Raw genomic sequence first — 16,733 nt, 5'->3', positions numbered from 1 at the left:
TTCCGGGTAGGACACCCACACGGGCGGGTCACTCGTTCGGCCCGTGCGAAGATTTGGGGCATGAGTGAGCGCAGCCAGCAGCAGACAGGCCGTATCGCCGCACACGACTCGGCGTTCCTGAGGGCGTGCCGGCGCGAGCCGGTGCCCCACACTCCGGTCTGGTTCATGCGGCAGGCGGGCCGCTCGCTCCCCGAGTACCGCAAGGTGCGCGAGGGCATCGCGATGCTCGACTCCTGCATGCGGCCCGACCTCGTCACCGAGATCACTCTGCAGCCGGTCCGCCGGCACAACGTCGACGCCGCGATCTTCTTCAGCGACATCGTGGTGCCGCTCAAGGCCGTCGGCATCGACCTGGACATCAAGCCGGGCGTCGGCCCGGTCGTCGCCGAGCCGGTCCGTACCCGCGCGGACCTGGAGCGCCTGCGCCCGCTCGACGCCTCCGACGTCCCCTACGTCACCGAGGCCGTCCGCCAGCTCACCGGCGAGCTCGGCGCGACCCCGCTGATCGGCTTCGCGGGCGCGCCGTTCACCCTGGCCAGCTACCTCATCGAGGGCGGGCCCTCGCGCACGTACGAGAACACCAAGGCCATGATGTACGGCGACCCGGAGCTGTGGGCCGACCTCGTGGACCGCCTGGCCGGCATCACGGCCGCCTTCCTGGACGTCCAGATCCGGGCCGGCGTCTCCGCCGTCCAGCTCTTCGACTCGTGGGCGGGCGCCCTCGCCCCGGCCGAGTACCGCAACTTCGTCATGCCGGCCTCCGCCAAGGTCTTCGACGCGGTCGCCCACCACGGCGTGCCCCGCATCCACTTCGGCGTCGGCACGGGCGAGCTCCTCGGCCTCATGGGCGAGGCCGGCGCGGACGTCGTCGGCGTCGACTGGCGCGTCCCGCTGGACGAGGCCGTCCGCCGCGTCGGCCCGGGCAAGGCCCTCCAGGGCAACCTCGACCCGGCCGTGCTCTTCGCCGGCCGCAGCGCGGTCGAGATGAAGGCCCAGGAGGTGCTGGACGCGGCGTCCGGCCTGGAGGGCCACGTCTTCAACCTGGGCCACGGCGTCATGCCGAACACGGACCCGGACGCGCTGACGCGCCTCGTGGAGTACGTGCACGAGCGCACGGCCCGCTGACCTGCCGGCCGAGGCCGGCTATCGCATCAGGCCGCGGTAGAGGGGGTCGGTGAGGTCGCAGCGGACGTCACCGGCCAGCGCCGGGGGACGCGGCAGGAGCGACCTGCCGGCGATCTCGGCGAAGGACATGTCGATCTGCGGGACCCCGTACGAGATGAGCTTCTCCACGGAGGTCCCGTAGGCGACGGCCCGCACCTTGCTCCACAGGAGCGCGCCCGCGCACATCGCGCACGGCTCGGCCGTGGTGACCACGGCGTGGTCCGGGAGGTGCAGGCCCGCGGCGGCGGCCTTGCGCAGCAGGGCGACCTCGGCGTGCGCCGTGGGGTCGTGGCCGGAGTCGTTGCTCGCGCCCGTCACGACGTGCCCGCCGGCGACGTCGACGAGCACCGCGCCGTAGGGCCACCGGCCGGCGGCGCGGGCGTAGTCGACGGCGGCCGGCATGGCGCGGCGGGCCGCGGCCTCCAGGCCCGGAGGCCAGGTGCCGGTCCGCACGTGCGGACGGGGGCGGTCCAGGGCCCGGGCCCCGGGCGCCGCGGCGAGCAGACCGCCGCCGGCGGCCACCGCCCCCGAGAGGAAGCGGCGGCGCGAAGCGGGGGAAAGAGAGCGCGCAGGGCGCGCAGGGTCGGGAGTCGTCACCCGGGTTTTCTAGCAGCCGTGTGACGGCGGGTGGGCCGGAATGGCGACTGCTCCGGAAATGGCGGCCGCTCCGGAAACCGCGGCCGCTACGGCTTCGCCGCCTGTGGCGGGAAGGGGATCCCGGCGAGCGGCGGGAGCAGGATCTCCTCCTCGTAGGCGAGGTGCGCCGTCAGCTCCTGCGTCATCCGCTCCAGTTCGGCGCGGAAGCGTACGGGGTCGGCGCCCGCGATGTCCGCCAGCAGCGCTCCCAGCTCCTGCTGCAACCGCGCCACGGTCCTGTGCTCGGACCGGAGCCGCTCGAAGGCGGCGCCGAGCTCCGGGTGGTGGGCCTCCATCGCCGGGAACAGGTGCTGGTCCTCACTCGTGTGGTGGAACTCCAGCGACTGGCAGAACGCCAGGCAGTGCTGCCGGATCTGCAACCCCAGCCCCGGCATCCGCCGCTCGTCGCCCGGCGCGGCGGCGAAGTGGGCTTCGACCTCGGCGCGTACGTGCTTCAGCTGCGCGCGCAGCCAGGTGTGCACCTCCATGACCTTGTCGGCGAGCGTCCGGACGGGCGGCGCCTCGGTGTCGCCGGTGCGCTCCAGGACCACGACCGGCAGGACGCGCGGGGTGTTCGCCTGGTACTCGCCGTACCCGGGCGCTGCGCTCACCACGTGGGCGAACAGCCGGTCGCGCCGCGCCCCTTCGGCGGGCACCGCCACCGCCGCGTACCGTTCGGCCCCGATCTCCACCTGGACGAGCGGGTGGGCCAGCAGGTTCCGGTACCAGTCGGGGTGCCGGGGCGCTCCCATGTCGGAGCCGACGACCAGCAGTAGTTCGCCGTGGCGCACGTAGCCGAGCGGCGTGGTGTGTTCCGCGCCGGACTTCGCGCCCGTGGTGGTCAGCAGGAGCAGATCGCCGCCCTCGAACGGGCCGCCGACCTTTCCGCCGTTGGCACGGAACTCGTCGATGACGGATTGGTTGAAGGAAGACATGCGTGTGGGCTCTCCGGGAAATACAGGACCGCGGCCGCGTCAACCGGCGTGCGAATTCCTGAAGATGAGGATCCGCGTGAAGCGGAGGAAGGGAAGAAGAGGGGGAAGAAAAGGGCGCGCGGAGCGCCGGGCGTACGCGTACGAGAGCGTTCGCCTGCGTCAGGCTCAGCCTGCGGAGGGTGAATTCACGGGACGGACCCCTGCACTACGGGTGGTCGCCCGGCTGCCGGCCGGCCCACTTCTCTTTGGCCGGCGCCACGCGCCACGCCGCCCATTACAGCGGCCGGTCCGGCGCACGTCAACGCCGGAGATCGTCCGCGCACGGGCTCGCGCCGCTTTGCATGTCATGTACATGCCTGGATAGCGTGGTGATCACCGTTACCTACCACGACGGGGAACCATCATGCACATAAGGAAGTTGGCGGCCACCGCCGTCACCGCCGCCGTTCTCGCCGGCGGCGCCGTCCTGACCGGCGGCGGCGTCGCTGCCGCGGCCGACGCGCGCGTCTCCGCCGCCGCGTCTTGCAGCTACGACACGCTGACGGCGCTGGAGAGCGTGAAGATCCGCACGGACCGGAAGCTGGGCGCCACCGCCGTCGGCCTGCTCCCCAAGGGCAAGTCCGGCCGCGGCTGCGACCCGACCGGCACCGGCATCAGCGGCCAGTCCTACAACCTCTGCGGGAAGAAGGACAACAGCTGGGTCATCCTGAGCTATGGCGGGCACCGGGGCTGGGTCCCCAGCGCCTGCATCAAGCAGTGGCGCTGACCTAGGGCACAGGCTGGACTAGGACGCCGATAGGCGATCCGGTGCGCCCCGGGCGGGATCCCCGCCCGGGGCGCACTGCCGTCCGCGCGATCACCTCTCGCGCTCCCGCGGCGGGACCGAGAGCAGGGTGCTGAAGCAGCCCGAGCCGGCCGGCTCGCCCACGGGCCGGCCCTCGGCCTCGACCCAGGCGTGCGCGGCGAAAGGGCCCGTGCGGACCCCGGTGCACCACGTGGGCCACGTGCCGCGCAGCCGGCAGAGCAGCGCCGTGGCCACGGACCGGGGCACGCAGTACGGGCCGGCGCAGTGCGCGCTGGTGCCGGTGACCGCGGTGCGGGCGGCGAGCGCCTGGTCGTACGTCGCGGGGACGGCCCCGGTGCGCAACGCGCCCAGCAGGGCGCGGAGGTGACGGGGCGGCAGGCGGGCGATCAGGCGGGCCGCGCCGATCGCCACGTGCGCCGCGGCCCGCTCGCGCAGCGGCGGTTTCGGCTCCCGGGGGAGGACGACGGGGCCGCTCACGCCCGCACCGTCCCCGGACCCGCGACGCCGGGGGCGCGCGCCCTGCCCGTGCGGCCCGCCGCCGAACGCAGCCACGCCTCGGTGGCGAGGGTCTGCACGAGCGCGGGGCGTACGACGCCCTCGGCGCACGCTTCGGCGACGGCCGCCCGCAGCCGGGCGGCGTCGGCCAGGCCGTACTGGGCGAGCAGCAGGTCGTCGCACAGGGCGAGCAGTTCACCGCGGTGGCGGCGGAACCCCGCGGAGACCTCCGGGCCCGTGTCCGCCTTGGTCGTGCGGCGCAGCACGGCGTCGGGGACGATGCCGCGCATCGCTTCCGTCAGCAGGGGTTTGTAGCGCCAGGGGGTGGTGCGCTCGTGCAGGCGCACGGCCAGGCACGTCTCCAGCACGCGGTCGTCGAGGAAGGGGTAGGCCGCGGTCAGGCCGGTGCCCGCGACGACCTGCCCGTCGATGCGGGAGCAGCGGCCGGCGGTCTGCGCCAGCGCGACGGCCTCGTGCCGGCCGCGCGAGCCCGCGAGCGGCCGGGCGTCCTCCGCCGCCGCGCCGAGCAGGGCACGGGTCGCCTCGGCGGCTTCCGCCGTGGCCCACGGGGCCATGCGCAGGTCCGGGCCCCAGCCGGCGGGGCCGTCCCGGCCGGGCGGCGAGGTGAGGGCCGCGGCCTGGTCGCCGAGCCACGTGCCGTAGTCCCGGCGGTCCAGCAGCATGTCCATGAGGGAGCGGCCGGACCAGCGGCGCAGGATCCGGTGGGCGCGGGCGTGCCGCCAGCAGGTGTGCGGGTGGCTGCGCGCCAGGTCGTGGAGGTACGCGCCCCGGGCCCACACCACCTCGTCGCCGCCGTGCCCGCTGAGCCGCACGCGGCAGCCCTCGGCCGCCAGGAGCCCGGCGAGCGCGAGGACTTGGGCCTGGCCGCGCAGGCCGGGGTTCGGCTCGTCCGTGCCGGCGGAGCGCAGGAGGTCCGCGAACTGCGGAGGGCGCTGCCCGGCGGACACGACGAGCCGCCGGGCGCCGGGCAGGTCGCGGGCGGCGAGGTCGGCCCACGCCGCGTCGTCGTCGCTCTCGTCGGCTCCGGCGCACGTCAACGCGGTCAGGCCGGGCCGGTGCCGGTGGGCCAGGAAGCACAGCGACGTCGAATCCAGGCCGCCGGACAGATCGCAGCCGATGCCGGGGGCGGGCCCCGTCGTTCCCGCAGTCCCCGACGTTCCCGCAGCCCCCGCAGTCCCAGCAGCCCCCGCGGCCTCAACCCGGAACGCCACCGCCGTGGCCAGCGCGTCGCGCAGGAGCGGGGCGCCCCGGGACAGGGGCAGCTCCGGCTCGGGCGGATACCACCAGCGCGCGGTACGGCTGCGCCCGTCGGCCTCGATCAGCAGGCAGCGTCCCGGCGGCACCGCCCGCACTCCTTGCCACGGCGGGGCGTCGGCCGCCGGGTGCGGCACCGGCTGGTCCAGCAGCCGGGCCGCGAGCCACTGCCGGTCCGGGCCGCTTCCGGTCAGGCGGGCCAGGACGTCGGACCGGTCGGCCGCCACCACGGTGCCCGCCAGCGGCGCGTAGAAGACCCTCCGGAGCCCCGACGCGCTGCCCTGGACCCGGAGCCTGCCGCCCGCCGCGGCCACCGCGTGGAAGCTTCCCGGCAGGATCGCGCCGATCCGGTCCAGGTACGCCACGCCCGTGCCGAGCCCCGCGGCCAGCCGGTTCAGCCGGCCGGCGGTGACCGGGCACTGCCCGATCACCGCCAGCCTCGCGCCGCCAGCCTCGCCGACCACGACCTCGTCCGCGCTCCAGTGGCCCAGCAGCCACGGCCGTCCCGAGGCGTGCTGGACGGACCGGGCGGCGAGGGGGCGCAGGAGCCCGGCCGCCGTGCTGCCGGCTTCGCTGTCGGGCAACACCGCGAACCAGCGCGCACCGCAACCGGACATCCCGCTGTCCGCCCTTACCGGTTACCAGTTACCGGTTACCGGTTACCAGTCACGCCAGCCGTTGAAGCCGTCCCACCAATGGCCCCACCAGCCCTGCGTGTCCTCTTCGAAGGTGCCGATCTCGATGAGCTCGGGCGATTCGTAGGTCTTCTTCTCGTCCACGGGGTTCACCTCGGTCCTGACCGGAGTTCAGGCCTCCCTTTGGGGCCTGTCGCCAGCATCGCGCCGTAATTCCGGAATGCGCAAGTGTCCGGCCTTACGCACAATCGGGTGAATTTTCCCGGCCTTCGTGCGTGTCGAATTGCGCTCCCAACGGCTCCTCCCGGCCTCTCAGGCCCCCTCAGTCGCCCTTGACGGCCGCCGCCGCCCTGCGGGCCGCCACCAGCACCGGGTCCCACACGGGTGAGAACGGCGGGGCGTATCCCAGGTCCAGGGCCGTCATCTGATCCACCGTCATGCGGGCCGTGAGGGCCACCGCCGCGACGTCCACCCGCTTCGCCGCGCCCTCGCGCCCGACGATCTGCACGCCCAGCAGCCGCCCCGTGCCGCGCTCGGCGAGCATCTTCACCGTCATCGGGCGCGCGCCGGGGTAGTAGCCGGCGCGGCTCGTGGACTCGATGGTGGCGGTCACGTAGCGCAGGCCTTCGGCCCGCGCCTGGGCCTCCAGCAGCCCGGTCCGGGCGATCTCCAGGTCGCAGACCTTGCTGACGGCCGTGCCCACCACGCCGGGGAACGTCGCGTAACCGCCGCCCACGTTCGTGCCGATGACCTGGCCGTGCTTGTTGGCGTGCGTGCCGAGGGGGATGTGGCGGGTGCGGCCGGAGACGAGGTCGAGGACCTCCACGCAGTCGCCGCCCGCCCAGACGTTCTCGTGGCCGCGCACCCGCATCGCCAGGTCGGTGAGCAGCCCGCCCGACGTGCCCAGCGGCAGGCCCGCCTCCCGGGCCAGCGCCGTCTCGGGGCGTACGCCGAGGCCGAGGACGACCACGTCGGCGGGGTGTTCGCGGCCGGCCGTGGCGACGGCGCGGACCCGCCCGTCCGGGCCGGTCCGTACGGCGGTGACCTCGGTGTCCGTCACCACCTCGATGCCCATGCCGGTCATGGCGTCGCGCACGAGCGCCCCCATGTCGGGATCGAGGGTCGCCATCGGCTGCGCGGACCGCTCGATCACCGTCACCGCCCAGCCGCGCCGGACGAGCGCCTCCGCCGCCTCCACGCCGATGTACCCCGCACCGACCACCACCGCCCTGCGGTCCCCCGCGCCGCCGTCCAGCGCGTCGACGAGCGCCCGGCCGTCGTCCAGGGTCTGCACCCCGTGCACGCCCGGGGCGTCGATGCCCTCCAGGGGCGGCCGGACGGGGCGGGCGCCCGTCGCGAGGACGAGGTGGTCGAAGCCGTGCCGGCGCTCCTCCCCGGACTCCAGGTCGCGCACGAGGACGTGCTGCCCGCCGAGGTCGAGCCCGGTCACCTCGGTGCGCATCCGCACGTCGATGCCGCGGGCGCGGTGCTCCTCCGGCGTCCGGGCGACGAGCTCGTCCGGGCCGTCCACCACGCCGCCCGCCCAGTAGGGGATGCCGCACGCGGAGTACGACGTGAAACCGCCGCGCTCGAACGCGACGATCTCCAGCTCGTCCGGCTTCGTGAGCCTGCGCGCCCGGGACGCGGCGGACATGCCCGCCGCGTCGCCTCCGACGACCACCAGCCGCTGTGCGGCCATACCCCGCTCCTCCCGGTCCCGACATCCTCGTGGAGTTTCCTTCAGTCTCCGGCACTCCAGTCCAGGAAGACCGTCTCGCCTTCCCCCTGAAGCTTCACATCGAAGCGGTACGTGTCCCGCCGCCCGGCCTCGGGCCGCGCCAGCAGCGTGGCGCGCCGGTCCGCCGGCAGCGCGGCCAGCAGGGCGTCGCCGGGCGGCGGGTCGGTGACGTACACCCGGGTGAACAAGTGCCGGTTCAGCCCGCGGGCGTGGACGCACAGGGCCAGGTACGGCGCGCCGCCCGGCAGCAGCGTGCGCAGGACGTAGTGCCCGTCCCGGTCGGTGGGCACGCGGGCCCAGCCGGTGAACGTCTCCCCGTCGCGGCGCAGGCTGCCCGGCGCGCCGGTGAGCGAGCCGTCCGGGGCGGCCTGCCAGAACTCCAGGAGCGCGTCGGGCACGGGCGCGCCCTCCCCGTCGCGGACGTGGCCGTGCAGGGCCACGGCGGCCGGGTGCCCGGCCGGGGCCGCGTCGCCGCCGCGCGGGAAGGGCAGGGCGGTGCCGTAGTACGGGCCGATGGTCTGGGACGGGGTCGGCGGCAGCAGCATCAGCGGGCCCCTCCGGTTTCGGTCCAGGTGGCGGACGGGCCGTCCAGGACGATGTCCCACCGGTAGCCGAGGGAGCGGCCCGGCTCGCCCAGCGTGCGGTCTAGGGCGCTGACCAGCCGGGCGCGGGCCGCCGCGTCGCTGACGGCGTTCCGGATCAGATCGGCCGGCAGGAGCGGGTCGCCGGGGAAGTACATCTGCGTCACGAGCCGCTGCGTGAACGCCGTGCCGAAGAGCGAGAAGTGCAGGTGGGAGGCGCGCCAGGCGTCGTCCGGGCTGCCCAGCGGATAGGCGCCGGGCCGGATGGTGACGAAGCGGTAGCGTCCGTCGCCGTCGGTGAGGCAGCGGCCCGCGCCGGTGAAGTGGGGGTCGAGCGGGGCGGGGTGGCGGTCGAGGGGGTGGGCGTAGCGGCCCGCGGCGTTGGCCTGCCACAGCTCCACGAGCTGGCCGCGCACGGGGCGGCCCCGGCGGTCCGTGACCCGCCCGGCGACGACGATGCGCTCGCCGATCGGCTCGCCGTGGTGCTGCCGGGTGAGGTCGTGGTCGAGGGGCCCGACGTCGGCGGTCCCGAAGACGGGGCCGGTCAGCTCGGCGGCCTCGGGCGCGGCGGGCAGGGGCACGGGCACGGCCGGCTTGAGCGGGGCGCGGAGGGCGACGGCCCGCGCGGCGGCGGCGAAGGCGCTGTCCCCGGCGGCTGCGGGGCGTATCTGTTCCTGCGCGGGATGAGGTGCGGGTTCAGAGAGGGCCATGGCCCTGATCTACCCCGGGGGGCCACCGGTGATCCCGCCCGGCCTGCCGCCAGGTCAGACCAGCGGCGCCCCCGCGTAGTTCTCGGCCAGCTCCGCCGCGGCCGCCGTGGGGCCCGTGACCCGGCGCAGCCACGTCAGCTGCATGGCGCGGTCGTACGCGTCGGCGCCCGGCGCCGCGTGCAGCATCGTCGTCAGCTCGTGCGAGAAGAACTGCGCCTGCCACACGCGCCGCAGGCAGTTGTCCGAATACCGGTCGAGGAGCGCGGCCGAGCCGGTGCGGTGCCAGTGCGTGAACGCCCGCGCCATGGTGACGACGTCCCCGAAAGCCAGGTTGAGGCCCTTGGCGGCGCTCGGCGGCACGATGTGCGCCGCGTCCCCGGCGAGCAGCAGCCGCCCGTACCGCATCGGCTCGATCACCTGGCTGCGCAGGCCGTTCACCGACTTGGCGAGGACGGGGCCGCGCCGCAGCCGCCAGTCCCCGGCGGCCAGCCGGACGTCCAGCTCGTCCCAGATGCGGTCGTCCGGCCAGGCGCGGGGGTCGGTGCCGTTGGGCACCTGGAGGTAGAGCCGGGAGACGGCGGGGGAGCGCATGCTGTGCAGCGCGAAGCCCCGCTCGTGGCCGGCGAGCAGCAGCTCGTCGCTGGAGGGCGGCACGTCCGCGAGGATGCCGAGCCACGAGTACGGGTACGTGCGCGCGTGCATCCGCACCGCGCCCGCGGGCAGGGCGCGCCGGGAAGCGCCGTACGAGCCGTCGCAGCCCGCCACGAACTCGCACTCCAGCGTGCCCTCCTGGCCGCCCCGCCCCTCGTGGCCTCCCCGGACGAAGCGGACGAGCGGCTGCTCGCCGTCGGCCTTCTCAATGGCGACCACCCGCGTGTCGAACAACAGGGGCGGCCCGCCCGCCAGCTGAAGGGCGATCAGGTCCTTGACTACCTCGGTCTGCGGATAGATCGTCACGGTGCGGCCGCCGGTCCTGGACGGCAGGTCCACGCGGTGCGCCTCGCCCTCGAAGCGCAGTTCGAAGCCGCGGTGGGTCAGCCCCTCGCGGTCCAGGCGGTCGCCCGCGCCGCACGCCCGCAGGACGTCCACCGAGCCCTGCTCCAGGATCCCGGCGCGCTGCCGCCGCTCGACGTACGCGCGGTCGCGGGCCTCCAGGACGACGCAGTCCACGCCCGCCCGGTGCAGCAGCCGGGCGAGCAGCAGGCCGGCGGGGCCGGCCCCGATGATGCCGACGGTGGTACGCATGTGCGGGCAACCTCCCCGGAGAGCGAGCGCCGTACGCGTCCTCGGCGTGCGCGCGATTCCGGGCGGGCGGCCCTCAGCACCCGAAGGCCGAGGCCCCGGCTGTCCGAAGACCGCGGCCCTCAGCGTTCGAGGACCAGTGCCTGTCCCTGCCCCACGCCGATGCACAGTGCGGCCAGCCCCGTGCCCGAGCCCGCCGCGGCGAGCTGGTGGGCGACCGACCCCGCGAGGCGCGCTCCGGAGCAGCCCAGCGGGTGGCCGATGGCGATCGCGCCGCCACGGGGGTTGACGATCCCGGTGTCGAGGTCCGGCCACTCCTCGAAGCATCCCAGGACCTGGGCCGCGTAGGCCTCGTTGAGTTCAAAATATGTCACGTCCGCAAAGGAGCGCCCGGCCTTGGCGAGGGCGCGCCGCACGGCCTCCACCGGCCCGAGCCCGTAGAGCTCCGGCTCGGTGCCGGTGACCGCGGACGCCCGGATCCGCGCGAGCGGCTCGCGGCCCGTCTCGCGCAGCCCTTCCTCATCGCACAGCAGCAGCGCCGCCGCGCCGTCGTTGAGCGGCGAGGCGTTGCCCGCCGTGACCGTGCCCCCGGCCTTACGGAAGGCCGGCTTCAGGCGGGCGAGGGCCTCCAGGGAGGTGGTGTCGCGGATCGTCTCGTCCCGCGGCAGCTCCACGCCCGGCAGCGGGACGACCTCGGCGTCGTACGCGCCCTCCGCCCACGCCCGCGCCGCCTTCCGGTGGCTGGCCAGCGCGTAGGCGTCCTGCCGCTCGCGCGTGATGCCGTACTTGTCCGCGATCAGCTCGGCGCCCTCGCCCAGCGGCGTCGTCCACCGCTCCGGCATCGCCGGGTTGGTCATCCGCCAGCCGAGCGTGGTCGAGTACAGCTCCTGGTGGGCCGAGGGGAAGGCCCGCTCGGGCTTGGGCAGGACGTAGGGCGCGCGGGTCATGGACTCCACGCCGCCCGCCACGACCACCGACGCGTCGCCGAGGGCGATCGCCCGGTACGCGTGGACGACGGCCTCCAGGCCCGAGGCGCACAGCCGGTTGACCGTCATGCCCGGCACGGTCACCGGCAGCCCCGACAGCAGCACGGCCATCCGGCCCACGTTGCGGTTCTCCTCGCCGGCGCCGTTGGCGTTGCCGAAGACGACGTCGTCGATCCGGGCCGGGTCGAGGGCGGGGCTGCGGCCGACGACCGAGCGGACGACGTGCGCGGCGAGGTCGTCGGGGCGCACGGAGGCGAGCGCCCCGCCGTACTTGCCGACCGGGGTGCGCACGGCGTCGACGACGTAGACGTCCCGGATGCGGTCGTTCATGGCACTCCTCCCGCGGGGCCCCGCGACCGGGGCCGCCGTGTGAACTGCTGTTCCTGAACTGCTGTCCTGGCCGGCCGCTGCCGAGTCTTCGGGCTGCCTCCGGCCGCTGTCAATGGGCAACCGCCCGATCGGTCGGTCGGGAGGGCTGAGAGGCGGATCGCAGAGGGCGGCGGAAGGGCGTTTGAGGCCGTTTGAGAGAGTGGTCCCATGAGTGCAGCGGACTCCCCGGCCGTCTCCGCGGCGGCCTCCTCCACCCCTCGTGCGGTCGTCATCGGCGGCGGGATCTCGGGCCTCGCCGCGGCCCTCCGGCTCGCGCGCGCGGGCGTCCGCGTCACGCTCCTGGAGAGCAGCGACCGCGTCGGCGGCAAGCTCCACGCGGGCGAGATCGCGGGCATGCCCGTCGACTTCGGCGCCGAGTCGATGCTCGCCCGGCGCCCCGAAGCCGTCGAGCTCGCCCGAGCCGCAGGACTCGGCGACCACCTCCAGCCGCCCGCCGCGACCGCCATGCTCTGGACCCGCGGCGAGCTGCGCCCCCTGCCCACCGGCCACACCATGGGCGTCCCCGGCGACCTCGCCCCGCTCGCCGCCTCCGGCATCCTGTCCGCCGACGGCCTCGCGCGCGTCGCCCAGGACGCCGAGCTGCCGCACACCGACCCCGGCGAGGACGTCGCCATCGGCGCGTACATTGCCGAGCGCATGGGCCGCGAGGTCGTTGACCGGCTGGTCGAGCCGCTCCTCGGCGGCGTCTACGCGGGCGACGCCTACCGCATCTCCATGCGCGCCGCCGCCCCGCCGCTCTTCGAGGCCGCCCGCGCCCACCGCTCCCTCGGCGAGGGCGTCCGCGACCTCCAGGCCCGCGCCGCCGCCCGGCAGCAGACCGGCCCCGTCTTCATGGGCATCGAAGGCGGCATCGGACGGCTTCCGCTCGCGGTCGCCGACGCCGTGCGGGCCGCCGGCGGCGAGATCCTCACCCGTACCCGCGCGGACGAGCTCCGCCGCGACGGCGCGGGGTGGACCGTCCGCGCGGGCGAGCGGACCCTGACCGCCGACGCCGTCGTCCTCGCCGCGCCCGCCGCGGAGGCCGCACGGCTCCTGCGCGGCGCCGCGCCCGCGGCCGCCGACGGGCTCGCCGCCGTCGAGTACGCCTCGATGGCCCTGGTCACCATGGCCTTCCGGCGCTCCGACGCGGAGGGGCTGCTGCACGGCAGCGGCTTCCTCGTCCCGCCCGTCGACGGCCGGACGATCAAGGCCTCCACCTTCAGCAGCAACAAGTGGCGCTGGAACGCCGACGCCGACCCCGGCCTGTTCGTCCTGCGGACCTCGATCGGGCGGTACGGCGACGAGGCTTTCTTGCAGCGCGAGGACGCCGAGCTGGTGTCGGCCTCGCTCAAGGACCTCGGCGACGCGGTGGGCCTCGCGGCCGCCCCCGTCGAGACGCGCGTCACCCGCTGGGACGGCGGCCTGCCGCAGTACCCCGTGGGGCACCTGGACCGCGTCGCCCGCATCCGCGAGGCCGTCGGCCGCGTGCCCGGCCTGGCCGTGTGCGGCGCCGTCTACGACGGCGTGGGCATCCCCGCCTGCGTCTCCAGCGCCCACCGGGCGGCCGACGCCGTACTCGCCGTACTCGCCACCCTGGCCGAGGGCGCCGGGGACCGCAGGGGAGAATAGGAACCATGACTGACGACGCGCAGAAGATCCCGAACGCCGGCAAGAAGGCCAAGGACCTCAACGAGGTCATCCGCTACACCCTCTGGTCGGTGTTCAAGCTCCGCGACGTCCTGCCGCAGGACCGGGCCGGCTGGGCCGACGAGGTCGAGGAGCTGTTCGCGCAGCTCGCGCAGAAGGACGTCACCGTGCGCGGCACGTACGACCTCTCCGGGCTGCGCGCCGACGCCGACGTCATGATCTGGTGGCACTCCGAGACCTCGGACGCCCTCCAGGACGCGTACAACCTCTTCCGCCGCACGAAGCTCGGCCGTGCGCTGGAGCCGGTGTGGTCCAACATGGCGCTGCACCGCCCCGCCGAGTTCAACAAGTCGCACATCCCGGCGTTCCTCGCCGACGAGACCCCGCGTGACTACGTCAGCGTCTACCCCTTCGTCCGCTCCTACGACTGGTACCTGCTGCCCGACGAGGACCGCCGCCGCATGCTCGCCGACCACGGCAAGATGGCCCGCGGCTACCCGGACGTCCGGGCGAACACGGTCGCCTCGTTCTCCCTGGGCGACTACGAGTGGATCCTCGCCTTCGAGGCGAACGACCTGTACCGCATCGTCGACCTCATGCGCCACCTCCGCGCGTCCGAGGCCCGCATGCACGTCCGCGAGGAAGTCCCGTTCTACACGGGCCGCCGCAAGGCGGTCGCGGAGCTGGTGGCGGGGCTGGCGTAGCCCCGCACCGGGGGCGTGCGGCCCGGCGGTGTGCCGCCGGGCCGGAGGCCGCTAGGCGGCCGGCAGGCGGGCCGGGTCCTTGCCCGCTCTTGCCGTCGGTTCCCGGCGCGGAGCGCACGCCGCGTCGCGGGCCGGGACCGCGCCCGTCAGCAGGTAGTTCTCCAGGTGGCGGTTGACGCAGTGGTTCGGGCCGCCGCCGATGCCGTGCGTGCCCGAGCCCCGCTCGGTCACCAGGGCCGAGCCGGCCAGCCGCCGCCGCAGCTCCAGGGCGCCGGAGTAGGGCGTGGCCGCGTCCCGTTCCGCCGCCAGCAGCAGCGTCGGCGGGAGCGCGCCGCGCGCGGCGCGGACGTCGAGCGGCCGCTGCGACGGCGCCTTCCAGAAGGCGCACGGCAGGTTCATCCACGCGTTCTGCCACGTCTCGAACGGCGCCCGCCGCGCGAGCCGCGTGTTGTCGCGGTCCCACTTCTTCCAGGAGCGCGGCCAGCGCACGTCGTTGCACTCGACGGCCGTGTAGACGGCGTTGGAGTTCTCACTGGCCACCGCGCCGTTCACGTCCGGCTCGGCGATGGCGCGCAGCGACTTCGCGTCCCCGCGCAGGTACGTGGCGAGGGCGCTCGCGCTGCGCGCCCAGTAGCTGTCGGTGTAGCCGACCTGGAGGAACGCGGCCTGGAGCTCCCCGGGGCCGACCTTGCCGGCGGGCTTGCGGGCCAGCCGGCGGCTCGCCCGCTCGTAGGAGGCGTGCACCTGCTTCGCGGTGCGCCCCAGGTGGTAGACGGCGTCGTGCCGGGCGACCCAGCGCCGCCAGTCGCTCCAGCGGGTCTCGAACGCCGCGGACTGGCTGAGGTTGCTGCCGTACCAGATCTTCTTGGGGTCGGGGTCGACCACGCTGTCGAAGACCATGCGGCGCACGTGCCCCGGGAACATGGTGGCGTAGAGCGCGCCGAAGTACGTGCCGTAGGACGCCCCCATGTACGTGAGCCGCCGCTCGCCGAGCGCGGCGCGCAGGACGTCCAGGTCGCGGGCGTTGTTGAGGCTGGTGAAGTGCTGGAGGCCGGAGCCGCCGCGGCGCGCGCAGCTCTCCGCGTAGGCGCGCGCCTCGGCGACCTTCTTGCGCTTGTACGCGCGGGTGGGGTGCTCCGGCGCCTCGGTGGGTCCCTTCACGAAGCTCGCGGGGGACACGCACGACAGGGGCGCGGAGCGGCCGACGCCGCGGGGCGCGTAGCCGACGAAGTCGTACGCCTTCGCCAGGTTCTGCCACTGGGGGATGGCGGCGAGCAGCGGGAAGAACATGCCGGAGCCGCCCGGCCCGCCGGGGTTGTAGACGAGCGCGCCCTGCCGGCCGGAGTCCGGGCCGGTGGCGCGGCCGCGGCTGACGGTGAGGCTGATGTGCTTGCCGTGGGGGTGGGCGTAGTCCAGCGGGACGGAGACGGTGCCGCACTCGAAGGGCTCGGGCAGGCCCTCCGCCTCGGGGCACGCGCCGAAGCGGATGCCCTCCGAGGCGGCTTCCTCGGCGGCTTCCTCCGCGCCGAGCGCTTCGGCGTAGCCGCCGGGCGCGTGGGTGCGGTCCGGGGCGATGGCGTCGGCCGGGACGACGGCGAGCGTGGTGAGGACCAGCGATCCCAGGGCTCCGTACAAGGTGAGTGCTCTCACTGACCATCCCTTCCCGGCATTTAATGTGACAAAAGGGATGATTGGTGGGGTGTTTGGCGATGTAAAGCACCGGGGGCGGGTGTCGCCGCGATGGGGCCGGATGAGGCCGGATACGGCCGGACGGGCCAAGGGGGCGCGGCCGGACGGACCAGGGGGTGCGCCCGGACGGGCCAAGGGCGCGCGCCGGGGCGGGAATGGACGAGACCCCGCGATCGGGGGGATGTCGCGGGGCCTCTGTCAGGGGAACGGTCCGCCGGACGGGTTGGTTCCCGCGCTTCTGCGGCAGTATGGCGGAGGGGGTGGTCTGCGTGCGGGAGCGGCCGGACGGCAAGAGGAGCGCGAACGGCAAGGAGTTCGACCCCGAGCGGCTGTTCCTGCCGCCCGACGACGACCTCGCGCCCAACCGGCCCGGCGAGACGCTCCGCGCCCGGCTCGACGGCTCCGGCGCGGCCGGGCCGTCCGGCCGCGCGCGCCTCGCGCTCGCCCGGCTGCTCGGGCGGCGGCCCGTGGAGGACGCGTGGCGCCGGGCGCTGGCCGCGGAGCAGTGCGTCGGCGCGGCGCTCGAAGGGCTCGCAAGCGGCGGCTGGGACGTGGTGCACTCCATCGTCCTTCCGGGGGACGCGATCGTCTCCCACCTGCTGATCGGGCCCGGCGGGGTCTTCGGCATCGCCTCCAGGCCGGCGGCCAGGGCGCGGGTGCGGGCCGGGGTGTCGGAGGTGCGGACGGACCGCGAGCGGCATCCGCAGCCGTATGTCCGCGAGGCCCGGCACGACGCGGCCCGGGCGTCGCTCGTCCTCTCGCGCGGCTGCGGGTTCCTGGTGCAGGTGCGGCCGGTGCTGGTGCTCGTGGGTGCGCGGAGCGTGGACGTCTCGCCGGAGCTGGACGACGTCCGGGTGCTGGAGGAGCGGGACGTGCCGGGGCTGGGCGCGTTCGGCGGGGTCCTGCACCCCGACCGCTCCCGGCGCGTCCATACGGTCGCGCGGAACCGGCGGGTGTGGTTGTGGGCGTGACGGCGTGTCAAACGGGTGACGTATGGGCGTATTTCCCGACTAGGGCGGCGATCCGCCCCTAGCCTTGATCATGCGGTCGAGGACCGCGGGGTGGCTGCGGTGCGGTACGTCGTGTCCGGCGGACGCTCGGGGATGAGGGGTTCCCTCCGGG

General features: G+C 75.0%; 16 protein-coding genes. 5 read left to right on the top strand and 11 right to left on the bottom strand.

What is annotated here, in order from left to right; genetic code table 11:
- Positions 1 to 60 precede the first annotated feature (60 nt).
- Positions 61 to 1,125, top strand: coding sequence for a uroporphyrinogen decarboxylase (gene hemE / locus D7231_RS14455; protein WP_120755819.1), 1,065 nt, complete (start codon positions 61 to 63; stop codon positions 1,123 to 1,125).
- A gap of 18 nt (positions 1,126 to 1,143) precedes the next feature.
- Here hemE and D7231_RS14450 read toward each other — a convergent pair whose 3' ends face one another.
- The gene (locus D7231_RS14450; protein WP_147449722.1) at positions 1,144 to 1,761 is read right to left on the bottom strand and encodes a nucleoside deaminase; all 618 of its coding nucleotides are present in this window, start codon (positions 1,759 to 1,761) and stop codon (positions 1,144 to 1,146) included.
- Positions 1,762 to 1,847: 86 nt separating this feature from the next.
- A complete protein-coding gene (locus tag D7231_RS14445) occupies positions 1,848 to 2,735 on the bottom strand; it encodes a nitroreductase/quinone reductase family protein (RefSeq protein WP_120755817.1) in 888 nt (295 codons plus the stop codon).
- A 403-nt stretch (positions 2,736 to 3,138) separates the two neighbouring features.
- On the opposite strand from D7231_RS14445, the gene D7231_RS36485 reads away from it, so the two are divergent.
- Positions 3,139 to 3,501 carry a hypothetical protein gene (locus D7231_RS36485; RefSeq protein WP_158673753.1) on the top strand — a complete coding sequence of 121 codons (363 nt, stop codon included), beginning with the start codon at positions 3,139 to 3,141 and terminating at the stop codon, positions 3,499 to 3,501.
- Between the two features lie 90 nt (positions 3,502 to 3,591).
- Here the strand turns inward: D7231_RS36485 and D7231_RS14435 are convergent, their stop codons facing one another.
- The 8 genes from D7231_RS14435 to D7231_RS14400 form a co-directional block, all read right to left on the bottom strand.
- Positions 3,592 to 4,017 (bottom strand): lasso peptide biosynthesis B2 protein, encoded by a 426-nt coding sequence (locus tag D7231_RS14435; RefSeq protein WP_120756043.1) that lies wholly within the window; start codon positions 4,015 to 4,017, stop codon positions 3,592 to 3,594.
- Positions 4,014 to 5,894, bottom strand: a complete 1,881-nt coding sequence (locus D7231_RS14430; RefSeq protein WP_158673752.1) for an asparagine synthase-related protein — start codon at positions 5,892 to 5,894, stop codon at positions 4,014 to 4,016. The genes D7231_RS14435 and D7231_RS14430 overlap by 4 nt, the downstream gene beginning before the upstream one ends.
- 75 nt (positions 5,895 to 5,969) lie before the next feature.
- Positions 5,970 to 6,098, bottom strand: coding sequence for a lasso RiPP family leader peptide-containing protein (locus D7231_RS14425; protein ID WP_120755815.1), 129 nt, complete (start codon positions 6,096 to 6,098; stop codon positions 5,970 to 5,972).
- Positions 6,099 to 6,267: 169 nt separating this feature from the next.
- Complete coding sequence (locus D7231_RS14420) at positions 6,268 to 7,644, bottom strand: FAD-dependent oxidoreductase (RefSeq protein ID WP_120755814.1); 1,377 nt, start codon at positions 7,642 to 7,644, stop codon at positions 6,268 to 6,270.
- A gap of 41 nt (positions 7,645 to 7,685) precedes the next feature.
- Positions 7,686 to 8,228, bottom strand: a complete 543-nt coding sequence (gene pcaG, locus D7231_RS14415) for a protocatechuate 3,4-dioxygenase subunit alpha (RefSeq protein ID WP_199739360.1) — start codon at positions 8,226 to 8,228, stop codon at positions 7,686 to 7,688.
- Positions 8,228 to 8,974, bottom strand: a complete 747-nt coding sequence (pcaH, locus tag D7231_RS14410; RefSeq protein ID WP_120755813.1) for a protocatechuate 3,4-dioxygenase subunit beta — start codon at positions 8,972 to 8,974, stop codon at positions 8,228 to 8,230. The genes pcaG and pcaH overlap by 1 nt, the downstream gene beginning before the upstream one ends.
- A 54-nt stretch (positions 8,975 to 9,028) precedes the next feature.
- Positions 9,029 to 10,219: a 4-hydroxybenzoate 3-monooxygenase gene (locus D7231_RS14405; RefSeq protein ID WP_120755812.1), complete on the bottom strand. Its 1,191-nt coding sequence runs from the start codon at positions 10,217 to 10,219 to the stop codon at positions 9,029 to 9,031.
- A 119-nt stretch (positions 10,220 to 10,338) separates the two neighbouring features.
- Positions 10,339 to 11,532 (bottom strand): thiolase family protein, encoded by a 1,194-nt coding sequence (locus D7231_RS14400; RefSeq protein WP_120755811.1) that lies wholly within the window; start codon positions 11,530 to 11,532, stop codon positions 10,339 to 10,341.
- 207 nt (positions 11,533 to 11,739) lie between these two features.
- Here D7231_RS14400 and hemG point away from each other — a divergent pair, with 207 nt between their 5' ends.
- Together hemG and hemQ are read left to right on the top strand one after the other, a co-directional pair.
- Positions 11,740 to 13,200: a protoporphyrinogen oxidase gene (gene hemG, locus D7231_RS14395; RefSeq protein ID WP_120755810.1), complete on the top strand. Its 1,461-nt coding sequence runs from the start codon at positions 11,740 to 11,742 to the stop codon at positions 13,198 to 13,200.
- Between the two features lie 5 nt (positions 13,201 to 13,205).
- Positions 13,206 to 13,922 (top strand): hydrogen peroxide-dependent heme synthase, encoded by a 717-nt coding sequence (hemQ, locus tag D7231_RS14390; RefSeq protein ID WP_120755809.1) that lies wholly within the window; start codon positions 13,206 to 13,208, stop codon positions 13,920 to 13,922.
- Between the two features lie 51 nt (positions 13,923 to 13,973).
- Here the strand turns inward: hemQ and D7231_RS14385 are convergent, their stop codons facing one another.
- The gene (locus D7231_RS14385) at positions 13,974 to 15,572 is read right to left on the bottom strand and encodes an alpha/beta hydrolase (protein ID WP_120755808.1); all 1,599 of its coding nucleotides are present in this window, start codon (positions 15,570 to 15,572) and stop codon (positions 13,974 to 13,976) included.
- Positions 15,573 to 15,859: 287 nt separating this feature from the next.
- Here D7231_RS14385 and D7231_RS14380 point away from each other — a divergent pair, with 287 nt between their 5' ends.
- Complete coding sequence (locus D7231_RS14380) at positions 15,860 to 16,582, top strand: NERD domain-containing protein (protein WP_120755807.1); 723 nt, start codon at positions 15,860 to 15,862, stop codon at positions 16,580 to 16,582.
- Positions 16,583 to 16,733: the final 151 nt, after the last annotated feature.

Source organism: Streptomyces klenkii, from assembly GCF_003626645.1.
GTDB classification, from domain to species: domain Bacteria; phylum Actinomycetota; class Actinomycetes; order Streptomycetales; family Streptomycetaceae; genus Streptomyces; species Streptomyces klenkii.
Note: the sequence above shows the minus strand (reverse complement) of the source record. Positions and strands in the feature narration are given on the sequence as shown.